At 44.7% G+C, this 16,699-nt stretch carries 13 protein-coding genes and 1 other RNA gene; 6 read left to right on the top strand and 8 right to left on the bottom strand.

The window, feature by feature from the left end; genetic code table 11:
- Positions 1–17 precede the first annotated feature (17 nt).
- From LIN78_RS09610 to LIN78_RS09600, 3 genes are all read right to left on the bottom strand, one after another.
- Entirely contained in the window at positions 18–479 is a 462-nt protein-coding gene (locus LIN78_RS09610) for an Ivy family c-type lysozyme inhibitor (RefSeq protein ID WP_227180571.1), read from the bottom strand.
- A gap of 3 nt (positions 480–482) precedes the next feature.
- A protein-coding gene (gene prfB, locus LIN78_RS09605) for a peptide chain release factor 2 (RefSeq protein WP_227180570.1) occupies positions 483–1,587 on the bottom strand; the annotation gives its coding sequence in 2 pieces (ribosomal slippage) (positions 483–1,505 and positions 1,507–1,587; 1,104 coding nt in all).
- Positions 1,588–1,720: 133 nt separating this feature from the next.
- Positions 1,721–4,723 (bottom strand): CHASE domain-containing protein, encoded by a 3,003-nt coding sequence (locus LIN78_RS09600; protein WP_227180569.1) that lies wholly within the window; start codon positions 4,721–4,723, stop codon positions 1,721–1,723.
- A 259-nt stretch (positions 4,724–4,982) separates the two neighbouring features.
- On the opposite strand from LIN78_RS09600, the gene LIN78_RS09595 reads away from it, so the two are divergent.
- The 4 genes from LIN78_RS09595 (at position 4,983) to LIN78_RS09580 (ending at position 10,366) form a co-directional block, all read left to right on the top strand.
- Positions 4,983–6,263 (top strand): S1C family serine protease, encoded by a 1,281-nt coding sequence (locus LIN78_RS09595; RefSeq protein ID WP_227180568.1) that lies wholly within the window; start codon positions 4,983–4,985, stop codon positions 6,261–6,263.
- The gene (locus LIN78_RS09590; RefSeq protein ID WP_227180567.1) at positions 6,251–7,249 is read left to right on the top strand and encodes an FHA domain-containing protein; all 999 of its coding nucleotides are present in this window, start codon (positions 6,251–6,253) and stop codon (positions 7,247–7,249) included. The genes LIN78_RS09595 and LIN78_RS09590 overlap by 13 nt, the downstream gene beginning before the upstream one ends.
- 20 nt (positions 7,250–7,269) lie before the next feature.
- Positions 7,270–8,433 carry a pyridoxal phosphate-dependent aminotransferase gene (locus LIN78_RS09585; protein ID WP_227180566.1) on the top strand — a complete coding sequence of 388 codons (1,164 nt, stop codon included), beginning with the start codon at positions 7,270–7,272 and terminating at the stop codon, positions 8,431–8,433.
- Positions 8,434–8,746: 313 nt separating this feature from the next.
- Complete coding sequence (locus LIN78_RS09580; RefSeq protein WP_227180565.1) at positions 8,747–10,366, top strand: cyclic-di-GMP receptor FimW-related protein; 1,620 nt, start codon at positions 8,747–8,749, stop codon at positions 10,364–10,366.
- A gap of 37 nt (positions 10,367–10,403) precedes the next feature.
- Here the strand turns inward: LIN78_RS09580 and LIN78_RS09575 are convergent, their stop codons facing one another.
- The gene (locus LIN78_RS09575; protein ID WP_227180564.1) at positions 10,404–12,182 is read right to left on the bottom strand and encodes an AsmA family protein; all 1,779 of its coding nucleotides are present in this window, start codon (positions 12,180–12,182) and stop codon (positions 10,404–10,406) included.
- A gap of 381 nt (positions 12,183–12,563) precedes the next feature.
- Here LIN78_RS09575 and ffs point away from each other — a divergent pair.
- Both ffs and LIN78_RS09565 read left to right on the top strand, forming a co-directional pair.
- Positions 12,564–12,661: signal recognition particle sRNA small type (gene ffs, locus LIN78_RS09570), an RNA gene on the top strand.
- Positions 12,662–12,802: 141 nt separating this feature from the next.
- A complete protein-coding gene (locus tag LIN78_RS09565; RefSeq protein WP_227180563.1) occupies positions 12,803–13,129 on the top strand; it encodes a helix-turn-helix domain-containing protein in 327 nt (108 codons plus the stop codon).
- Between the two features lie 144 nt (positions 13,130–13,273).
- Here the strand turns inward: LIN78_RS09565 and hslO are convergent, their stop codons facing one another.
- The 4 genes from hslO to LIN78_RS09545 all read right to left on the bottom strand — a co-directional run bounded on the left by hslO (position 13,274) and on the right by LIN78_RS09545 (position 16,604).
- A complete protein-coding gene (hslO, locus tag LIN78_RS09560; RefSeq protein WP_373307747.1) occupies positions 13,274–14,143 on the bottom strand; it encodes an Hsp33 family molecular chaperone HslO in 870 nt (289 codons plus the stop codon).
- 72 nt (positions 14,144–14,215) lie between these two features.
- A complete protein-coding gene (locus tag LIN78_RS09555; protein WP_227180561.1) occupies positions 14,216–14,794 on the bottom strand; it encodes an Ntn hydrolase family protein in 579 nt (192 codons plus the stop codon).
- Positions 14,795–14,859: 65 nt separating this feature from the next.
- The gene (locus LIN78_RS09550) at positions 14,860–15,522 is read right to left on the bottom strand and encodes a class I SAM-dependent methyltransferase (RefSeq protein ID WP_227180560.1); all 663 of its coding nucleotides are present in this window, start codon (positions 15,520–15,522) and stop codon (positions 14,860–14,862) included.
- Positions 15,523–15,656: 134 nt separating this feature from the next.
- Positions 15,657–16,604, bottom strand: a complete 948-nt coding sequence (locus LIN78_RS09545; protein ID WP_227180559.1) for a D-2-hydroxyacid dehydrogenase — start codon at positions 16,602–16,604, stop codon at positions 15,657–15,659.
- Positions 16,605–16,699: the final 95 nt, after the last annotated feature.

The following is a 16,699-nucleotide window of genomic DNA, read 5'->3' as shown; positions in this document are numbered from 1 at the left end:
CGCTTTCTTCAATATATTCAGTGTGCTTCTGCAAATTCAAATAGGTGGCTAGCCATATAAGTCTGGATGGGCTCATCCGGTTGACCTAACCAGTGAATTTTTGTTTCTGATTGGGCATCCGTCCGGAAAGCGCCATAGGCTTTTCCACTATTTGGGTCGAACAGCATTAAGTAGCGTTCGCCTTCGCAATCTTCTGGTTTGCAGCCTTCGTACAGCACATACATGCGGCTGTTAAAGCTGGTGAGTTCAGATAAGCGCTGCTTACCGAAGCTAGCCAACCAAGGGTGGCTAGCAAATTCTCCGGCAAAGGTGGTTTCCCATGCAGTTTTTACATCGACATTTTTTGCCGCTGCCCGCGATGGCTCACCACCATAGTTTCTCAGCCCTGCTGGCCACTCGTTGGTATCGCTACCATGCGTGCCGTGCGCAAAGGCGGCTTGCGCCACCAGTACACCCAGAGCTACCAATAATTTTTTCATGACTTACACACCTTGCTTCAGGCTGGCTTCGATGAAGATGTCGATATCACCATCCATCACGCCTTTCAGGTTACCGACTTCCACGCTAGTACGCAGATCCTTGATACGGCTCTGATCGAACACGTATGAACGAATCTGATGACCCCAACCAATGTCTGACTTGCCGGCTTCAAGCGCTTGCTTTTCTTCGTTACGCTTACGCAACTCTAGCTCGTACAACTTCGCTTTCAACATGCTCATCGCTTCGGCACGGTTTTTGTGCTGTGAGCGGTCGTTCTGACACTGCACCACAATGTTGGTTGGCATGTGTGTAATACGAATCGCAGAGTCGGTTTTGTTAATGTGCTGACCACCCGCGCCGGACGCACGGTAGGTATCGATACGCAAATCAGCAGGGTTGATTTCGATCTCGATGCTATCGTCTACTTCTGGGTAAACAAACACAGACGCAAACGAGGTATGGCGACGCGCGTTAGAATCAAACGGCGACACACGCACCAGACGATGCACACCGGTTTCTGTACGCAATAGGCCGTAAGCGTATTCACCAGTTAGCTTCAAGCTCACGCTCTGAATACCAGCCACTTCACCTTCGGACTCTTCTAGCACTTCGACGGTAAAGCCTTTACGCTCGCCATAGCGGGTGTACATACGGTAGAGCATGCCTGCCCAATCTTGCGCCTCGGTACCGCCCGCGCCAGATTGGATATCCAAGAAGCAGTTGTTTGGATCTTGCGGATGGTTAAACATCCGACGGAATTCGAGTTTTTCGATTTCAGCTTGTGCAGAGGCAATATCTGCCTGCACTGCTTCGATCGTATCAGGGTCTTCTTCTTCGCGTGCTAGTTCGAACAAGTCAGCCGCATCTTTCAGGCTTTGATCCACTTGTTTAATCACTAGCACGACGTTTTCTAGGGATTTCTTTTCACGGCCCAATTCTTGGGCTTTTTCTGGCGTATTCCAGACAGCAGCGTCTTCTAGTAGACGGTCTACTTCTTCTAGGCGTTCGACCTTTTGGTCGTAGTCAAAGATACCCCCTTAGCGACAAGGTACGCTCGCTAAGATCATCTAGGGTATTTTGGATGGCGTTTAGAAATTCAGCTTCCATCGTATTCCTCTAGGCAACGTTTTTCGCTGCCTGCTTTCATGTAGCAAATGTAAACCCTTGATTATACACGAGAGGATGGGTGGTTTAGGGATTTATGATTAGGAAATTTCAGCAGCGCAACATATTGCCCGAACTAGCTATGTTCATCTGCTTTTGGACGATTCGCGTACTGTTTTAAGGTAGCAAAGAGCGCCTCTGCGGCTAATGGTTTGGGTAAGAAATCATTCATCCCTGCGGCCAAACATGCATCCACGTCTTCTTTCATGACGTTTGCCGTCAGCGCGATAATCGGTAATTTTTCATAGCCATCTAGGCGAATTTGCCGGGTTGATTCGTAGCCATCCATCACCGGCATTTGTACATCCATCAACACCAATTCAAACGCATGAGCACGAACAAGCTGTAAGGCCTCTTCGCCATTCCCAGCAGTAGCGACTTGGCACCCTACTTTTTCCAATAAGCGTTTGGCCACGAGTGCATTTACCGGATTATCTTCTACCAACAAGACATTTAACCCGGTCAACCCATGATCATCTGCACCCACAGGGGATTCATGAGCGAGTTTTGGCGCCTCTACTTTTTCTGGCGAAATCGTAAAATGGAAGGTAGAGCCCTTCCCTAATTCACTTTCCACTTGGATTTCGCCATCCATCATTTCAACCAAACGGCCTGAAATAGCCAACCCCAACCCTGTACCCCCATAACGGCGCGTCGTTGAAGCATCTGCTTGAGAGAAGCGTTGAAATAACCTTGATCTGGCTTCTTCTGAAATACCGATACCCGTATCGATAACGGAGAAGCGAAGTGATGAAGGTTGATTATCTACCTGAATCGTTTCTACTTTTAGTTGAACACTGCCTTGCTCGGTAAATTTAATCGCATTACCCACAAGATTGAGCAGCACTTGGCGCAGTCGGCCAGAATCTAGTTTGAACCATGCATGCGGAAGATTGCTTGGTTCAAATGATAATTCTACTTGGCGCTCGTGCGCCCGTGGCATGAGTAAACTTAAGACGCCTTGGCAAAGCATTCCGACATCGACCGGATGAATATCTAACTGTAAACGTCCCGCCTCAATTTTTGAGTAATCCAGAATGTCATTCAAGATACCCAATAATGCTTTACCTGAGTCGTAGATGGTATCTACGTACTGTCGTTGAATGGCGTCTAAATCGGTATCTTTCATCAACTGAGCCATCCCTAGTACACCATTCATTGGCGTCCGGATTTCATGGCTCATGGTTGCGAGAAACTCACTTTTCGCCCTAGTCGCATCTTCTGCCGCTTCTTTAGCTTCGATGAGCAATTGCTCTTGCGCTTTACGGCCAGAAAGATCTATCCAGGTTGATAAAATCACATCGCCATCATGACCGGGTAAGTTAAGAGAAATTGCAGTGACCTCGCATGGAAACTCGGTATCGTCTACCCGTTTACGAATCCAATCGAACCTAGCTTGCCCCGTTAGCATCAGCATGTGTAGATTTTCTAAGTGCGCTTCATCTCGCGCCCGCCCGCCTGCTTGAATCGGCGCAGAAAAGACAGAGACATGCTTACCTAACACTTCGCGTTTAGATTTTGCACGAAGCATATCCAGCGTTGATTGATTGCAATCTAAAATGCCATGTTTATCTGAATGTAGTAAGTGTGCGTTTGGGGAGTAATCGAACATGACTTTAAAACGCGCTTCGTTTTGCAAGCGCTCGGTCACGTCTAACATTAACCAAACTTCGCCAAACGCCCACTCGCAGTGAGTGATTTCAACTTGCTTCTGCTCTCCGTCTTTACGGTGAATAATGAGCGAGGTTCGATCTGAATATTGTTGAGACTGCTTGAGCGCATCTAAATTATCGACGGGATCCGTTTCAACATCGGCAAACAAAATTTTGGCCCAGTCCGCTTTCGTAATCACTTCCGAGCGACCAAACCCGGTTATTTTTTCAGCCGCCGCATTTAGCATCATGCGCTTACCATCCATCAGCGCCGCACCAATTGGCATGTTTTCAACAATCATTCGAAAGCGTGCTTCACTATGCTGGAGAGACAATAATGATTTGGCGGCATGTTCCACTGCATGTTGTCTAGTTTTCAGGGCAAGTAACAGCAGCAACCACAAGAGCAGCGACATCACACAACCAACCGTAGCGGTGACAATCGTGACCTTTTCGCTAAAACGTCCATCAATCGTCGAATAGGCACTGGTTACTAATCGCCAATGAGCGCCGGCAAACTGCAGATCTCTATTGGCCACAAATGCCCGATTTTTCAAATAATCGTCAGCGTGTTCCTCTTTGCCTCTTGCGCCATCAGCTTCGAATAGCAGCGTCTCTTTACCCTTGTGTACGCTAAAAATTTCTACATCAATTTGCTTACCACTATCGGTGTAGATATCGCCCAATAACCTTGGCGCACTAATTGGAAGATATACCCAACCTAGCAAAGCCTCTTGACGATCCGCAAAAGAATCAACCAGCATCGTTGCCTGGAATACTGGCAGCATCAATAAAAAACCCAATTCTTTTTCTTTGGTAAACTCAAGTATTACGGGTTTTGTCATGATGGTTTTGTTTAATTTAACCGATTCCATCAAGGCACTTAGACGAAACGGCTCAGTTGCTAAATTAAAACCAATCACCGCTTGATTATGCTCAATCGGTTCCAACATCTCGACCAAGTCATATTCTTCTAAGCTAGATCGAGACGGCATTTTTACATCTAAGCCAGACTCCTGTTTTAGCTGCTGCAAATAAATGCCCAACATATCTTTCGGGACATGCCTAACAAATCCTAAACCAATGGCGCCAGGAAAGTTTTTGTAAAATTCAGCCATGCGTAGGTAATCTCGAAAATCTGCTCGAGATACCTTTTGACTGCCTGAAAACAACCCTCTAGCTCCCATTAAACCAAGTTCATAACGTTGAACTCGATCTTTAATGGCGGCTTCAATTTTATTGGTTTGTTGATGGAAGTAAATTTCAGCGTCTGCACGTTGCTCACTATGCACATACCAAGCCATCCAGAAGCTAGCAGCAAATCCAACCAGCAATACGAATAGCAAAAAGCAACGCGCTACCAAGCCAAGCCCTGCTTCAGGCCCAGCCTTTAGATCACGGTGCAAAATTCGATCTAGAATATCCAATCCGTTTACTCAATAACTTGTTAAGTTTGCGCTATGTTGGCACCAAGACGCTGGTGGAGCCGTCTATCAGATGCTTTGACCGTCAGCACAATTTGAAACCTGCATTCCTCTTCGTAAAGGGATACAATGCTTTGTTGCTTAACTAGGTGCTTTGCGTTATCCCAAATGCAATCTCATGCGGCTAGGCTAATCGCTAAATTTTCTTAGTGACCACCATTACAACTGAAAAATCATTTTAAAAGACATTTATACACCGTTGATGATAGCCCTTTTCCAACGCACCAAATGGATAATTTGGTCGATTATTGTCCTGATTATAGGCATTTCTGCAAAAACTGCCGTTGCGAATGAAGAACCCGCAACTGAGGCAGTTTTTGCGAATAGCCGTACAAAAATTGCACAAATTCGTATCCTTGAAAAAAGCTCTAACGCGAAAGCGTCATTAGGCTCCGGTTTTATTGTTAGCCCCCAAGGACTACTGATTACCAATTACCACGTGATATCCGACTTAGTCTTTCGACCAGATCTCTATCGAGGCGAAGTTTTTTTTGACGATGGCGAAAGCCGCCCGCTAAAACTAGTCAACTTTGACGTAGTGCATGATTTAGCCTTGCTATCCACCAATAAGAGTAGCCCACAATTTTTTGAAATCAATCCTGCTCCACAACCTAAGGGAAGCAGGGTGTATGCAATTGGCACGCCACACGATCTTGGCTTCACTATTGTAGAGGGAACATATAACGGGCTTCTTACAGGTAGCCTGTATGAGAAAATCCATTACACCGGAGCGATCAATAGCGGCATGAGTGGTGGCCCAGCCATCTTGCCGGATGGAAAAGTAGTGGGTATTAACGTGGCAACGGCGGGTAACCAAATTGGTTTCCTAATCCCATCTGTTTACGCGCTTCGATTAATTAAGCGACCGCCACAAACCCACCCCCACCCAATTGAATGGCTGCGCCAACAATTAATCAACAATCAAAGCAATATCGCCAACACCATTACCAAACAACCGATGCAAACCGCGAATTTCCATGGTTATCGCGTACCAGTGACGCTTGGTGATTTTTCAAAATGCTGGGCCGATACCGATCAACCCTCTGGCGGTGTTTTCGAGCGATTCTCCCAACAGTGCTCAACAGAGGACGATCTATTCTTATACCGTGATTACAGCACTGGAAAACTAGAGTTTCAGCACGACTTTATTCGTGCAGACAAATTAAGCCCACTTCGTTTTTACAACCTGTACCAACAGTTTTTTGCTCGCCCCTATGATGATATGGGCGGCCCACCAGAGGACATGGGGCAATTCGATTGCAAAACAGACTTTGTCAATCCTAATGGGCTAAAAATGAAATTGGCGTTTTGTGTTCGGCCATATAAACGCCTACCCGGTCTATACGACATGATCGTTAAACTAGCGACACTCAATCAAAACCATGCAGGCTTAATTAGTTCCTACCAAGTATCTGGAGTTAGCTTTATGAATGCCAGAAAACTGGCATACCAATACGTAGGAGCATTCGCATGGCAGAAGTAGTCTTTGTAGAAGTGCTCGACACGCATGGAAAAGTGTTTGAGCGCTATCGATTAGTCGACTTGCCCATCACGATTGGTCGCGATTATAAAAATACAATTATTATCGACGATCAAACCGTCTCCTTGCTGCACCTTTCCATTCAAAAAAATGAGGATGGGAAACTAGGTGTTTTAGATTGCGTGAGTGAAAATGGCACATGGCACGAAGAACGGCCAATCAAGTCAATTTTGGTTGGCAATGATCTTACGTTGCGCTTAGGTGAGAGTGAAGTTCGCATTCGAACAGAAGATACCGTACTCCCACCCACCATCCCTATCGACCCTGCGCGTTTACTTCGTCCAACCTTAAATAAAAAGCTCATCTTTTTTGCCTTATTTCTGCTTAACATTGGCGAAGCGGCTTTTGATGGATACTGGAATAGCTTTGCGCCTAAAGCACTCCCAGATATTTTGTTGACGCTAGCGCCTATTTTGATAGGGCTACCACTTTGGGCAACCATCTGGGGGATTATCGGCAGGATTTTTGCGGGCCGAGCTTTATTCTTTACTCACGGAAGTATCGGTGCAATTGCACTACTTTCATTACTGCTGGCGATCAAACTTCAGCATTTTATTGCCTTCGCCTTTAACGCCCCCGAATTAGCCAAATGGCTCGACCTAGGCCTATATGGAATAGGTATAGGGCTAACGAGTTACTTCCATTTACGTTTAGCTAGTCGACTAAGCCCCAACTTATTGAAAACAGTCAATGGCATCCTCATCGCTATGTTCTGGAGTGTCTGGCTACTAGGAGATTACGCATTTGGATTAACCTCTGAGGGTGAATTAGATGTTGATACGACATTGCTCCCACCTGCAGCACGCTTAACGCCAGAAAAATCTCTAGAGGAATTTATGCTAGAGACGGAAACACTAGGGGAAGACCTCCCCGAAGAACGCACGCCAGCGGTTAACCTCAGCCAGAATAATTCCGCATCAACAAAGTAACTAATATAGAAGTCACCCCCATGAGCCATTTTGCAGAACGTCTAAATCACATCGCCCCGTTTCATGTTATGGAACTGTTAGCTAGAGCCAAGGCACTTCAAGCAGATGGGCACGATGTGATTCATATGGAAATTGGCGAGCCCGACTTCACCACCCCCGCAACGATTGTCGAAGCGGGTATCGCAGCGTTGCAGTCAGGCAAAACAGGGTACTCTCCGGCATTAGGTATTCCAGAACTACGGGAAGCTATTTCACAGTTTTACAAAGATAAGTTCGGAGTGAATGTGCCGGCAAGGCGAATTGTGGTGACTGCAGGCGCATCTGGCGCACTCATGCTTGCGCTTGGTGCACTCGTTTCATCCGGATCAGAAGTATTGCTCACAGACCCAGGCTACCCTTGCAACCGGCACTTTGTTCGTACGCTAGAAGGCACTCCCATCAATATTCCTGTTGGTCCAGATAGCAAATATCAACTCACAGTCGAAGACATTGCACAGTATTGGACAGATAAAACGGTGGCAGCACTTGTCGCCTCTCCGGCCAATCCGACAGGGACGGTGCTAAGCCAAGCAGAAATTCAATCACTACATCAAGCATGTGCTCACAAAGGTGGCACCCTTATTGTTGATGAGATATATCAAGGATTAACTTATGGGTTTGAGCCACAAACAGCGCTAGCTATTTCAGACGATCTATTTGTAATTAATAGTTTTTCCAAATACTTTCAAATGACCGGCTGGCGACTCGGTTGGATGGTAGTGCCAGATGCGTATTTAGATGCGGTCACTAGACTGGCACAAAACCTATTTATTGCCCCACCAACCCCCGCACAATACGCAGCACTTGCAGCATTTACCCCGACCACCATCGAAATATTAGAGTCTAGAAGACATATCTTTGCTGAAAGAAAAGCCGCGCTGAAACCCGCCTTACTAGATATTGGATTTCAAATTCATGCAGATCCACAAGGCGCATTTTATTTTTATGCTGATTGCCAGCATATTGCAGAAGATAGTTACGCATTAGCTAAAAATGCGCTAGAAAAAGCCTATGTCGCCATCACCCCTGGCATCGATTTTGGCTCGCACTTAGCAAGCCAGCACATTCGGATTGCCTATACAGCAGAGACAAATATCCTGCTAGCGGCAGCAGAAAGACTCCAAAAGCTGATCAAGCAGGGCTAATGGTCAATTCCAGCGTATAAATAACCTTGCGAAACGCCAATTCGCTTTCTATGATGATAGTTGACTTTATGCATTTTGATAGCAATATGCATAAAGCATAATATATACTGAGCGTATTGATGAATACCTCCGCCATCATAAGCAATCGATGATGAACCAAGTGGTCTTTTCGCAGTCCATCAGACAGCGCATCACGCTTGCATAATATGATTTAGGCGCGAAAAAACAGCGTCGTACCTAGTTGATTTCAACACGGCAAAATTAGCGATTTGGGCAAGCTAATTGATAAGCCAGATAAGAAGAAGTAGACCACATGATCGAATTAAAAGATTTAGTCACCGCCTTATTAAGAAAACCCAAAGATGGGGAAGTTTATAATCTGGATACAGCAACCCAGATGATGAACAACATCACCACGCAAGAAATAGGCACTGCTCATCAAGCAATTCGACAATCGATAAAAGACCTAAACGAAAACGATAGCATCAATGCGAAAGAGCGATTTCGCACCCTAAAATATATTGATGACAAAGCACAGTCTATCCAACGCGGCCTAGAAACCGACGCACTTCGGCATATTGTGCTTCACCCTAAAACCAGCCGCCAAATGATCCTCTCGATTGCGGGTTATTGGCAATTATTGTCAGATGGTTATCGCATTCTGCTGCAAGAAATCCAAAGAAAAGGCGGTAAACTGCTCGTTCAGCAAATGCCTGAAATTACGATTCGAGCCATCTTTGGTTTTACAGAACAGGCACGCTGGAAAAGCATCTTATACCAACCAATTGACGACAAAATTTGGCGTAATCTAGACCGTCTGTTTTCGCTTGCAGAGCAAAACAAGTACGAGAAAGAAACGATCATCGTACATGGCAGAACGGTGAGTTGCGAATCGCTCTTTCTTCGCCCTCATCTACTCAATCTTGCGCAAACCGACACAATGACGCCAGGGCAAATCGATTCACTCGATAGATGGCTTCAAGCAAACTTACTGTCTCTTTCATTAGAAAAAGAAATCAAACCGCATAAACAAATTTATGCAATTAATTTAGAAGCACACCAGCCGGCACATCGATTACGAAGAAACATGATCGATGCAGGTTATCGCTATCTAAACACCACCCCTCTAATCGATGCAATGCAAGTCACCATGCAACGCGTGAAAAAGGGCGATACGCCTGTCCACCTTAGCTTGAGTGAACGATTTAGTGTAGAGCACGATCTAGCCGCTTTAGACAAAGCCGCACACTGCTGGTCTAAAGAAAATTATCCAAACCGTAAATTTGAGCGTAAACCCATTAATAAACCTGCCGTTGTTAAGTTTGGGCTGAACGGCATTTTTGAATTGCTAGAAGGTAAATATACCCCGCCTACTGGCACCCAAAGCACTGACAAACCTACTAGTATTGAATACGATATTCTAAAACGTCGTGGCGTTGGCCAATCACTAGGGGGTCATACCGAATCGCCACCACTATTTGACGAGAAAGAACTCACTAACTGGAGTCTATTGGACGAAAGCCAAAGTGGGGTGGGAATTGTTGGAGATGGAGAATTACCTAAAGGCGTAAAAATAGGTGAGCTAGTTGGCATCAAAAAAGACACCTTATTTTTTATTGGCATCGTTAGAAGAATCCAACGTAATAATTTATTGAAAATTGGTGTCGAGCTTTTCACCCATCAAGCAAGGTTAGTTTCTCTCTCCTTAGTAAATGGAGGAGAATCACACCTAGCCGTCTACTTAACCGAGGATAGCGAATCCCAGTTACCTCGAAACTTACTAACTAACAACTCTGAAGTCTGGCAATCAGCGAAGCCTTATGTACTTCAAGCAGGCAAGCAGAAATACAAGATAGAGCTAACCACCAATAATAGTAATCACGCAAATTATGGAAGATTTGCTTTCAAAGTCTTAGAAAAACTGGAAGGCTAGCGATAGCCCCTCAATAAAAAGCACTATCCAGTGCTTTTTATTGATCTGTATCTGTGACTGTATCCGCCACTTCCGTAGAAGCTTTACTAGTATCGACAGTTGAAACAGGCAACTTTACTCCGCCATGTCGAATAAACTTCCAAGCACCAGGAATACCATTTACTTGCCAGCCACTATTTGGCAAATGAAGCTTGCTAGAGGCTATAGACAAATTACCGGTAATTTTTTCCCCATCCGCAACCAGTGCGCCATTCGCCTCGACGGCCGCACCAATCAGACTCAGGTTAGATAAATTCCACTTACCATCACTAAGAGACAATTGAGTGGATAGCGAAAGAAATAGTGTTCGCCCACTCGCCTGGAACATTTTTTGATCCGATTGAGCTACGTCTAATAAGTCAGCACCAGACAAACTGCCGTTTGTCATTCTCATCTGACCAGTCAGTGCCATTCGTTTTAGAAGAGGCTCAGTGGCATTCAAGCCTAGTTGCATTTGAAGATTGCCAGACACATCGGCATCTGAAATTAATTGCAACGACTTAAACAAAGAAGTGCGTGATGGCACCCCTTTAATCCCTAAGTTAGCACTTAACATATCAGGAGATTGTGAAATTCTTGCAGAGCCAGAAATTTTTCCGCCATCTAATACGGCAGTCAGTTTTTCTATAACAACACCTTGCTTTGCCCACAAACCAGATACATCCGCGTTGTTTACTACAATGCCACCAATCGACATTTGTGGCGCAGCCCAATTAAACTGATATCCAACCGGTGAACGGTTTAGTTCTACCTGAACCGTTTTATCAGAATCCGACAAATTCAGTTTAGTTAAACGACCATTCTCAATACTGCCAGAACCAAACAAACCCGCCATCTCTCCGACAGAAGTGCCAATTTTAATGTTACTAAAGTCCACGGGTAATGTCGCCGGATAGCTAACATGCAGACCCTCCAGTAAATCCATAAGTTGAGCGGATTGCACCTCCACCCCACTAACAGAGAGAGAGGTAAGCTCTGTATCTTCTGCCCATAAACCAGACAACGATGTGCCAACCCCTAACTCTGACATCGCAGGGCACGCACCAGCCGCAGTAAGACCTTCGGCCTTGATATTGACCGAGGGTAGTAGTTGAAGTCGCACACCTTGATAGCTCGGCGCCTCTCCACATACTGCATTTAAGTGATGATTAATTGCAGTTGGATGCAAAGGTAAGGTGACAAATTGCATCCCGATCACACCTAGGACGCTAACAGCAACAATGGCACCGCCACTAATGATCAGCGGTTTAAATAACCGACGCACAGAAATAGTAGGGATTGTCAGTTTAGGTTTTTCTTTTTTTATCGGCTTTGGCGCAGGCTCAAATGCAGGAAACTGACTATCAATCTTACTTGTATTGATCGGTTTGTATGAACCAAATGAAGGATGCTGCGACGATGTAATCGGTTTCGATGTATCAACCATTGGCCTAGCAACAAGAAAGCTAGGCTCTACTCTTTCTTCTAGAATGGCAGATGCGGTAAGTTCATGAGCCGCCCCTTCTTCATGCACACTCGTCGGGGCAAGAACAGGACTCTCATCGATGGGACCAAAACTTCCGGCAGGAGCAATCAGCCCATCTCGCCATAATGAAGCAATATAGGCAGGGACATTATCTGTGCCTGGTAGCTTTTCAATTAATTCAGCAGCACTAATCTGGCCATCAATCAAGATCAACACCAACCTGGCATTTCTATCTAATTGAAGCCCCCGAGTACGAACCTCGTCTTCACCCTGCGGGGTTTTTTCAAAGATGAGCCCTTGCTGAATATTCATATTGTACTTTTTCGCCTAACAAACGATTCATCGACAAATGTCGATCTTACCCTTATTGAGAGTAAGTTTATTACAAAGAAAGGGGCATGCGTTACATACATCAAATTAATACTGAAAAAACACTTGCATGCGCCAATATATTTACATATTCATTACGAATATCACACAAAAACTCACTCCCGCTCAAGCGAGAGCCGAATGAGAAATTACGGCTTAAAACCTAGTACAAAGCACTAAAGCATGACCATCTGGTCAGTTGTTTACGTATGAAATGTCGAAATAATATGACATTGATTTATATCATAATTTTTTTTGAATAAACAGCATTAAAAGAATTGCTTTTTAAGAAATTTAGCTAGATAATCACGGGCTTGTATCAATGGTGGGCCGCCCCGCATTGCAAGATTGGAACCTGGTCAGGTCCGGAAGGAAGCAGCCATAACAGTTAACTGCAAGTGCCGGGGGAACGGCTCGCCACCTCACCGTCATAATTTTATTGCATTTGCAAGAAATTTGGTCTATATAGAAATCATGGGTGCCTGGATTTCGAACTTGACTCTTATTGATGTCTACAGGCATGAATGTGTTTAATAGGCAACTACTGGATCAAGGACCTCACCATGAAATTATTCGATAAAATCCCTAATCCTAGAGATATTCGTAAAAAACTAGGTCTGAACCAAGAAGAGTTCTGGACAAAGATCGGTGTGACACAAAGTGGCGGTTCTCGCTACGAAAGCGGTCGTAACATTCCAAAACCAGTTCGCGAGTTATTACGTCTTGTGCACGTTGAACACTTGGATCTAAGTAAAGTTCGTCGCGAAGATTTCGAAATTGTTGAATACCTAAGAGAACAGCATCCAGAACTATACAAAAAGCTGAAAAAAGCAGCTAAAGGCTGGAAAGCTGGCGGTGACGGCAAGATGGATCTTGAAGGCGATCTGTAAGTCTATCCCACAATTAAGCCTGTTAGTGCCCCTCGCCCGACAGGCTTAATGAAATCACATTACAACTAGATTTTGTAATGCGCATAAAAAAACCATCTATTTCCAGTAATAGATGGTTTTTTTGTTGCTAGCAAAGTCATTTGATCAATGCGCAGTAGCCCCAGCAGCCCCTTCATCACCAGAGAACAAAGCAACCACATCTGAAGTATCAAATACATAGCGAGTACGACAAAACTCACAAGAAATTTCAATGCTGCCTTGCTCTTGCAAGACATCTACCGCCTCTTCTTGTCCCATCATCTTGATCATATTGCCCACTTTGTCTCTTGAACAACGGCAGCCAAATTCGACAGCAGACTCGGTTAGCAACTTCACTGTATATTCATTGAATAAACGATAAAGCACTTCTTGTGCATCTAGATTCAATAACTCATCTGCTTTTAAGGTGCGAGCCAAATGGCCAACGGTTTCCCAATCTTCAGGCTCTCCATGTCCTTGTGGCAGCTTTTGAACCAAAAGCCCGCCGACACTCGTTTCACTAGAGGCCAGCATTAGGCGGGTATCTAGCTGCTCGGATTGCTTCATATAGTTTTCAAGCACTTCAGCAACGGTATTACCCTCCAAGGCCACAATCCCTTGATAAGGTTGTGCAACACCGATTTGGTCAATGGTAATCACAAACTGCCCATTACCCACCATTTCCGAAAAGCTTAAGCCGGCAAGTTCGCCATCCCACTTGGCTGTAGCTCGCACCACCAAATCGGAAGTACATTCCACTACGGCAAGCTTTAACTGACCTACACCTTGAATCTGTAAAATCAAGCTACCTTCAAACTTTAAGTTTGCACAGAATAATGCACTCGCCGCTAACAATTCGCCCAGAATGGTTTTTAACACCGCAGGGTATTCATGGCGCTTTAAGACTTCTTGCCAAGACTCTTCTAATTTAACGATGGCGCCACGAGATGGTGCATTATCAAAAATAAAACGCTGTAACTGATCAGACATATACATTCCACTAAAAAAACAAAACCTACCTGCCGAGAGTAGATTGCAGATAGGTAATTTACGCTATTCAACGAGGGATTAACGCGATTCACTCTCTGATGTCACGGAATACAGTGTCATCGGCAGGCTAGAGTTAATATCAAACATACAACCTGCTTCAACGCCAATCTTAGCGATCTCTTCGGCTGTTTCGCATTGGTCATAAACGGCATTCATAGCACCAATTGCAAATTCACGCCCACTACCAATCGCCCAAAAACGGGTATATTCGTACACCTCTCGCATTGAAAACACACCAAAAATCCCTTTGGGATTGGCTAGCAAGATAGACATATGATTCGACTCGTAGGGATCGTCCTCTTCTTCTTTGGGATTTAAGAAGAAATCATCCTTTAGCTTTGGATGTAGTTTTCGGAAGGTCTCAAATATTTCCGACCGACTGCCTAACGCCAATGATTTTTGCTTTTTCAATAACTGCTGCATCACTAAATCATGGGCTGCACTGCCAGAGATTCCCATGTAAGAACCTTTGATGGAAAAAATCTTATTCCAAGCAGCATCTAAACCAGATGAAATTCTTGTTTCACCAAATGTAGATTGGCTATCAGCAGCAATGACCATCTGATTATGCTTACGAACGACTACAATTGTCGTCATCAATGAGACTTTCTATTTTAATTTTCAATGGCTTATTTTAGCCGATGTTACAACGGCTGACACGCTTAACGCACATAAGCCAAGGTCATGCCATCGCCTAATGGCAACATTGCAATTTGAACACGCTCGTCTTCGTACACCATTTTATTAAATTCGCGCATGCTTTCAGTATCTTTATCGTCGAACTCTTCTTTTGCCACATTGCCATGCCAAAACACATTATCAATGATAATTAAGCCGCCTTTTTTCACCAGCCTTAAACATGACTCATAGTATTCAGGATAATGTGGTTTATCGGCATCAATAAATGCTAGATCAAAAGAGCCGGCAGCCCCTTCGCTTTCAAGTTCTGCCAGGCTTTCAACCGCTGGTCCAATACGTAAATCGACCCGATCAGAAAAGCCCGCTTTGTCCCAGAATACTTGCGCAATTTCAGCGTATTCTTCCCGACGTTCTAGTGCAACAATCGATGCATCACTGGGTAAGTTCAACCCAACTGCTAAGCTACTCCCCCCGGTAAAAACGCCAATCTCTAAATAACGCTTCACATTAAGCAACTTGACTAATAGTGCAAGCAATTGCCCCTGTTCAGGTGCTGTCGCCATACGGGACATCACCATGTCACTCGTATCTTCACGCAACTCTTTTTGCAGCGGGTGCTCTTTCACTGAATGCTGAATAAAATAGTGATAGAGATCTTCGGTTAGGGGGAGGGTTTTTTGTGTCATCGGCTTCCTCGCATTCTGACTGTTCTCAATATAAAGTGTGACTCACTTTAAATGCCGAAAGTTTTTATATTTACCTAGTGTAGATGCAATTAAAGAGGAGTTCAAACTCCCCCTTAATCGTAAAATCTGGATGGTTATTTCACCGTGTTTCTGGGGGTGCCATTGAAGAATGCTTCAATATTGCCAACTAGCTGTTTTGCCAAGCCATTCATTGCTTGCTGGCTTGACCATGCCACATGCGGTGTCACTATCAAGTTAGGTAACTGCACATTAATCAATGGATGACCCTTTCTTGGTGGTTCTTCTGGCAACACGTCAATCCCCGCACCACCAATTTTACCTTGTTGCAAAGCGCTAATTAATGCTTCTGCATCCACTAAGCCACCACGCGCGGTATTAATTAGAATGGCGGATGATTTCATCATCGCCAATTCATCATTAGAAATTAAATGCTTGGTTTCTGCGGTTAACGGACAGTGCAGGCTAATTACATCACTCTGTTTAAGTACGTCTTCAAATGACATTAACCCGTTTCGAATCGTCGTTTCACCTTTACGCTCTGCATAAACAACATTCATCCCTAGTGCTTCAGCTTTTGCAGCAAGCGCCTTTCCTAACTCGCCTCTGCCGATGATACCCAAGGTGCTACCGGCAATATCAAAGATAGGTTGATCAAACATACAAAAATGATCTGCCGTTTGCCAAGTGCCTTCAGATAACCGTTGTTGCCAGAGAGGCAATGCTCTACGCAAAGCCAATATCAATGCCAGTGCATGCTCCGGAACGGTTTGCAATGCGTAGCCTCGAATATTCGATACGTACACGCCATTCGCTCTACACCATGCCACATCAACATTATCTGTCCCTGTCGCGGCGACGGCGATTAATTTTAAATCTGGCAATTGAGCGAGTATTTCGCTCGTCATTTTTACCTTATTTAAGATAGCAACCGTAGCACCTGTTAATCGCTCAACAATTTCATCTGACGACGTTTTGTCGTATGTAATTAGCTCAACCTCGTAGGGAATCGTTGGGAGAGGTACAGGCAAAGATCCTTGGTCAAGAAAGACAACTTTATGCATCATGGCATCCAAATTTCATCAATGTTTGGAGGATAGCACAGGCCTTAACGCAATTTTTCGGCAAAAGTTGTAAAAGTCGCCTTTCGGATGTCATG

This window comes from Leeia speluncae, from assembly GCF_020564625.1.
Classification (GTDB): Bacteria; Pseudomonadota; Gammaproteobacteria; order Burkholderiales; family Leeiaceae; genus Leeia; species Leeia speluncae.
Note: the sequence above shows the minus strand (reverse complement) of the source record. Positions and strands in the feature narration are given on the sequence as shown.

Excerpts from the sequence above, each read along its gene's own strand:
- LIN78_RS09545 (WP_227180559.1), bottom strand. The coding sequence starts at position 16,604 with ATGCATAAAGTTGTCTTTCTTGACCAAGGATCTTTGCCTGTACCTCTC.
- LIN78_RS09580 (WP_227180565.1), top strand. The coding sequence starts at position 8,747 with ATGATCGAATTAAAAGATTTAGTCACCGCCTTATTAAGAAAACCCAAA.
- LIN78_RS09590 (WP_227180567.1), top strand. The coding sequence starts at position 6,251 with ATGGCAGAAGTAGTCTTTGTAGAAGTGCTCGACACGCATGGAAAAGTG.
- LIN78_RS09550 (WP_227180560.1), bottom strand. The coding sequence starts at position 15,522 with ATGACACAAAAAACCCTCCCCCTAACCGAAGATCTCTATCACTATTTT.
- LIN78_RS09565 (WP_227180563.1), top strand. The coding sequence starts at position 12,803 with ATGAAATTATTCGATAAAATCCCTAATCCTAGAGATATTCGTAAAAAA.
- LIN78_RS09575 (WP_227180564.1), bottom strand. The coding sequence starts at position 12,182 with ATGAATATTCAGCAAGGGCTCATCTTTGAAAAAACCCCGCAGGGTGAA.
- hslO (WP_373307747.1), bottom strand. The coding sequence starts at position 14,143 with ATGTATATGTCTGATCAGTTACAGCGTTTTATTTTTGATAATGCACCA.
- LIN78_RS09595 (WP_227180568.1), top strand. The coding sequence starts at position 4,983 with ATGATAGCCCTTTTCCAACGCACCAAATGGATAATTTGGTCGATTATT.
- LIN78_RS09555 (WP_227180561.1), bottom strand. The coding sequence starts at position 14,794 with ATGACGACAATTGTAGTCGTTCGTAAGCATAATCAGATGGTCATTGCT.
- LIN78_RS09585 (WP_227180566.1), top strand. The coding sequence starts at position 7,270 with ATGAGCCATTTTGCAGAACGTCTAAATCACATCGCCCCGTTTCATGTT.
- LIN78_RS09610 (WP_227180571.1), bottom strand. The coding sequence starts at position 479 with ATGAAAAAATTATTGGTAGCTCTGGGTGTACTGGTGGCGCAAGCCGCC.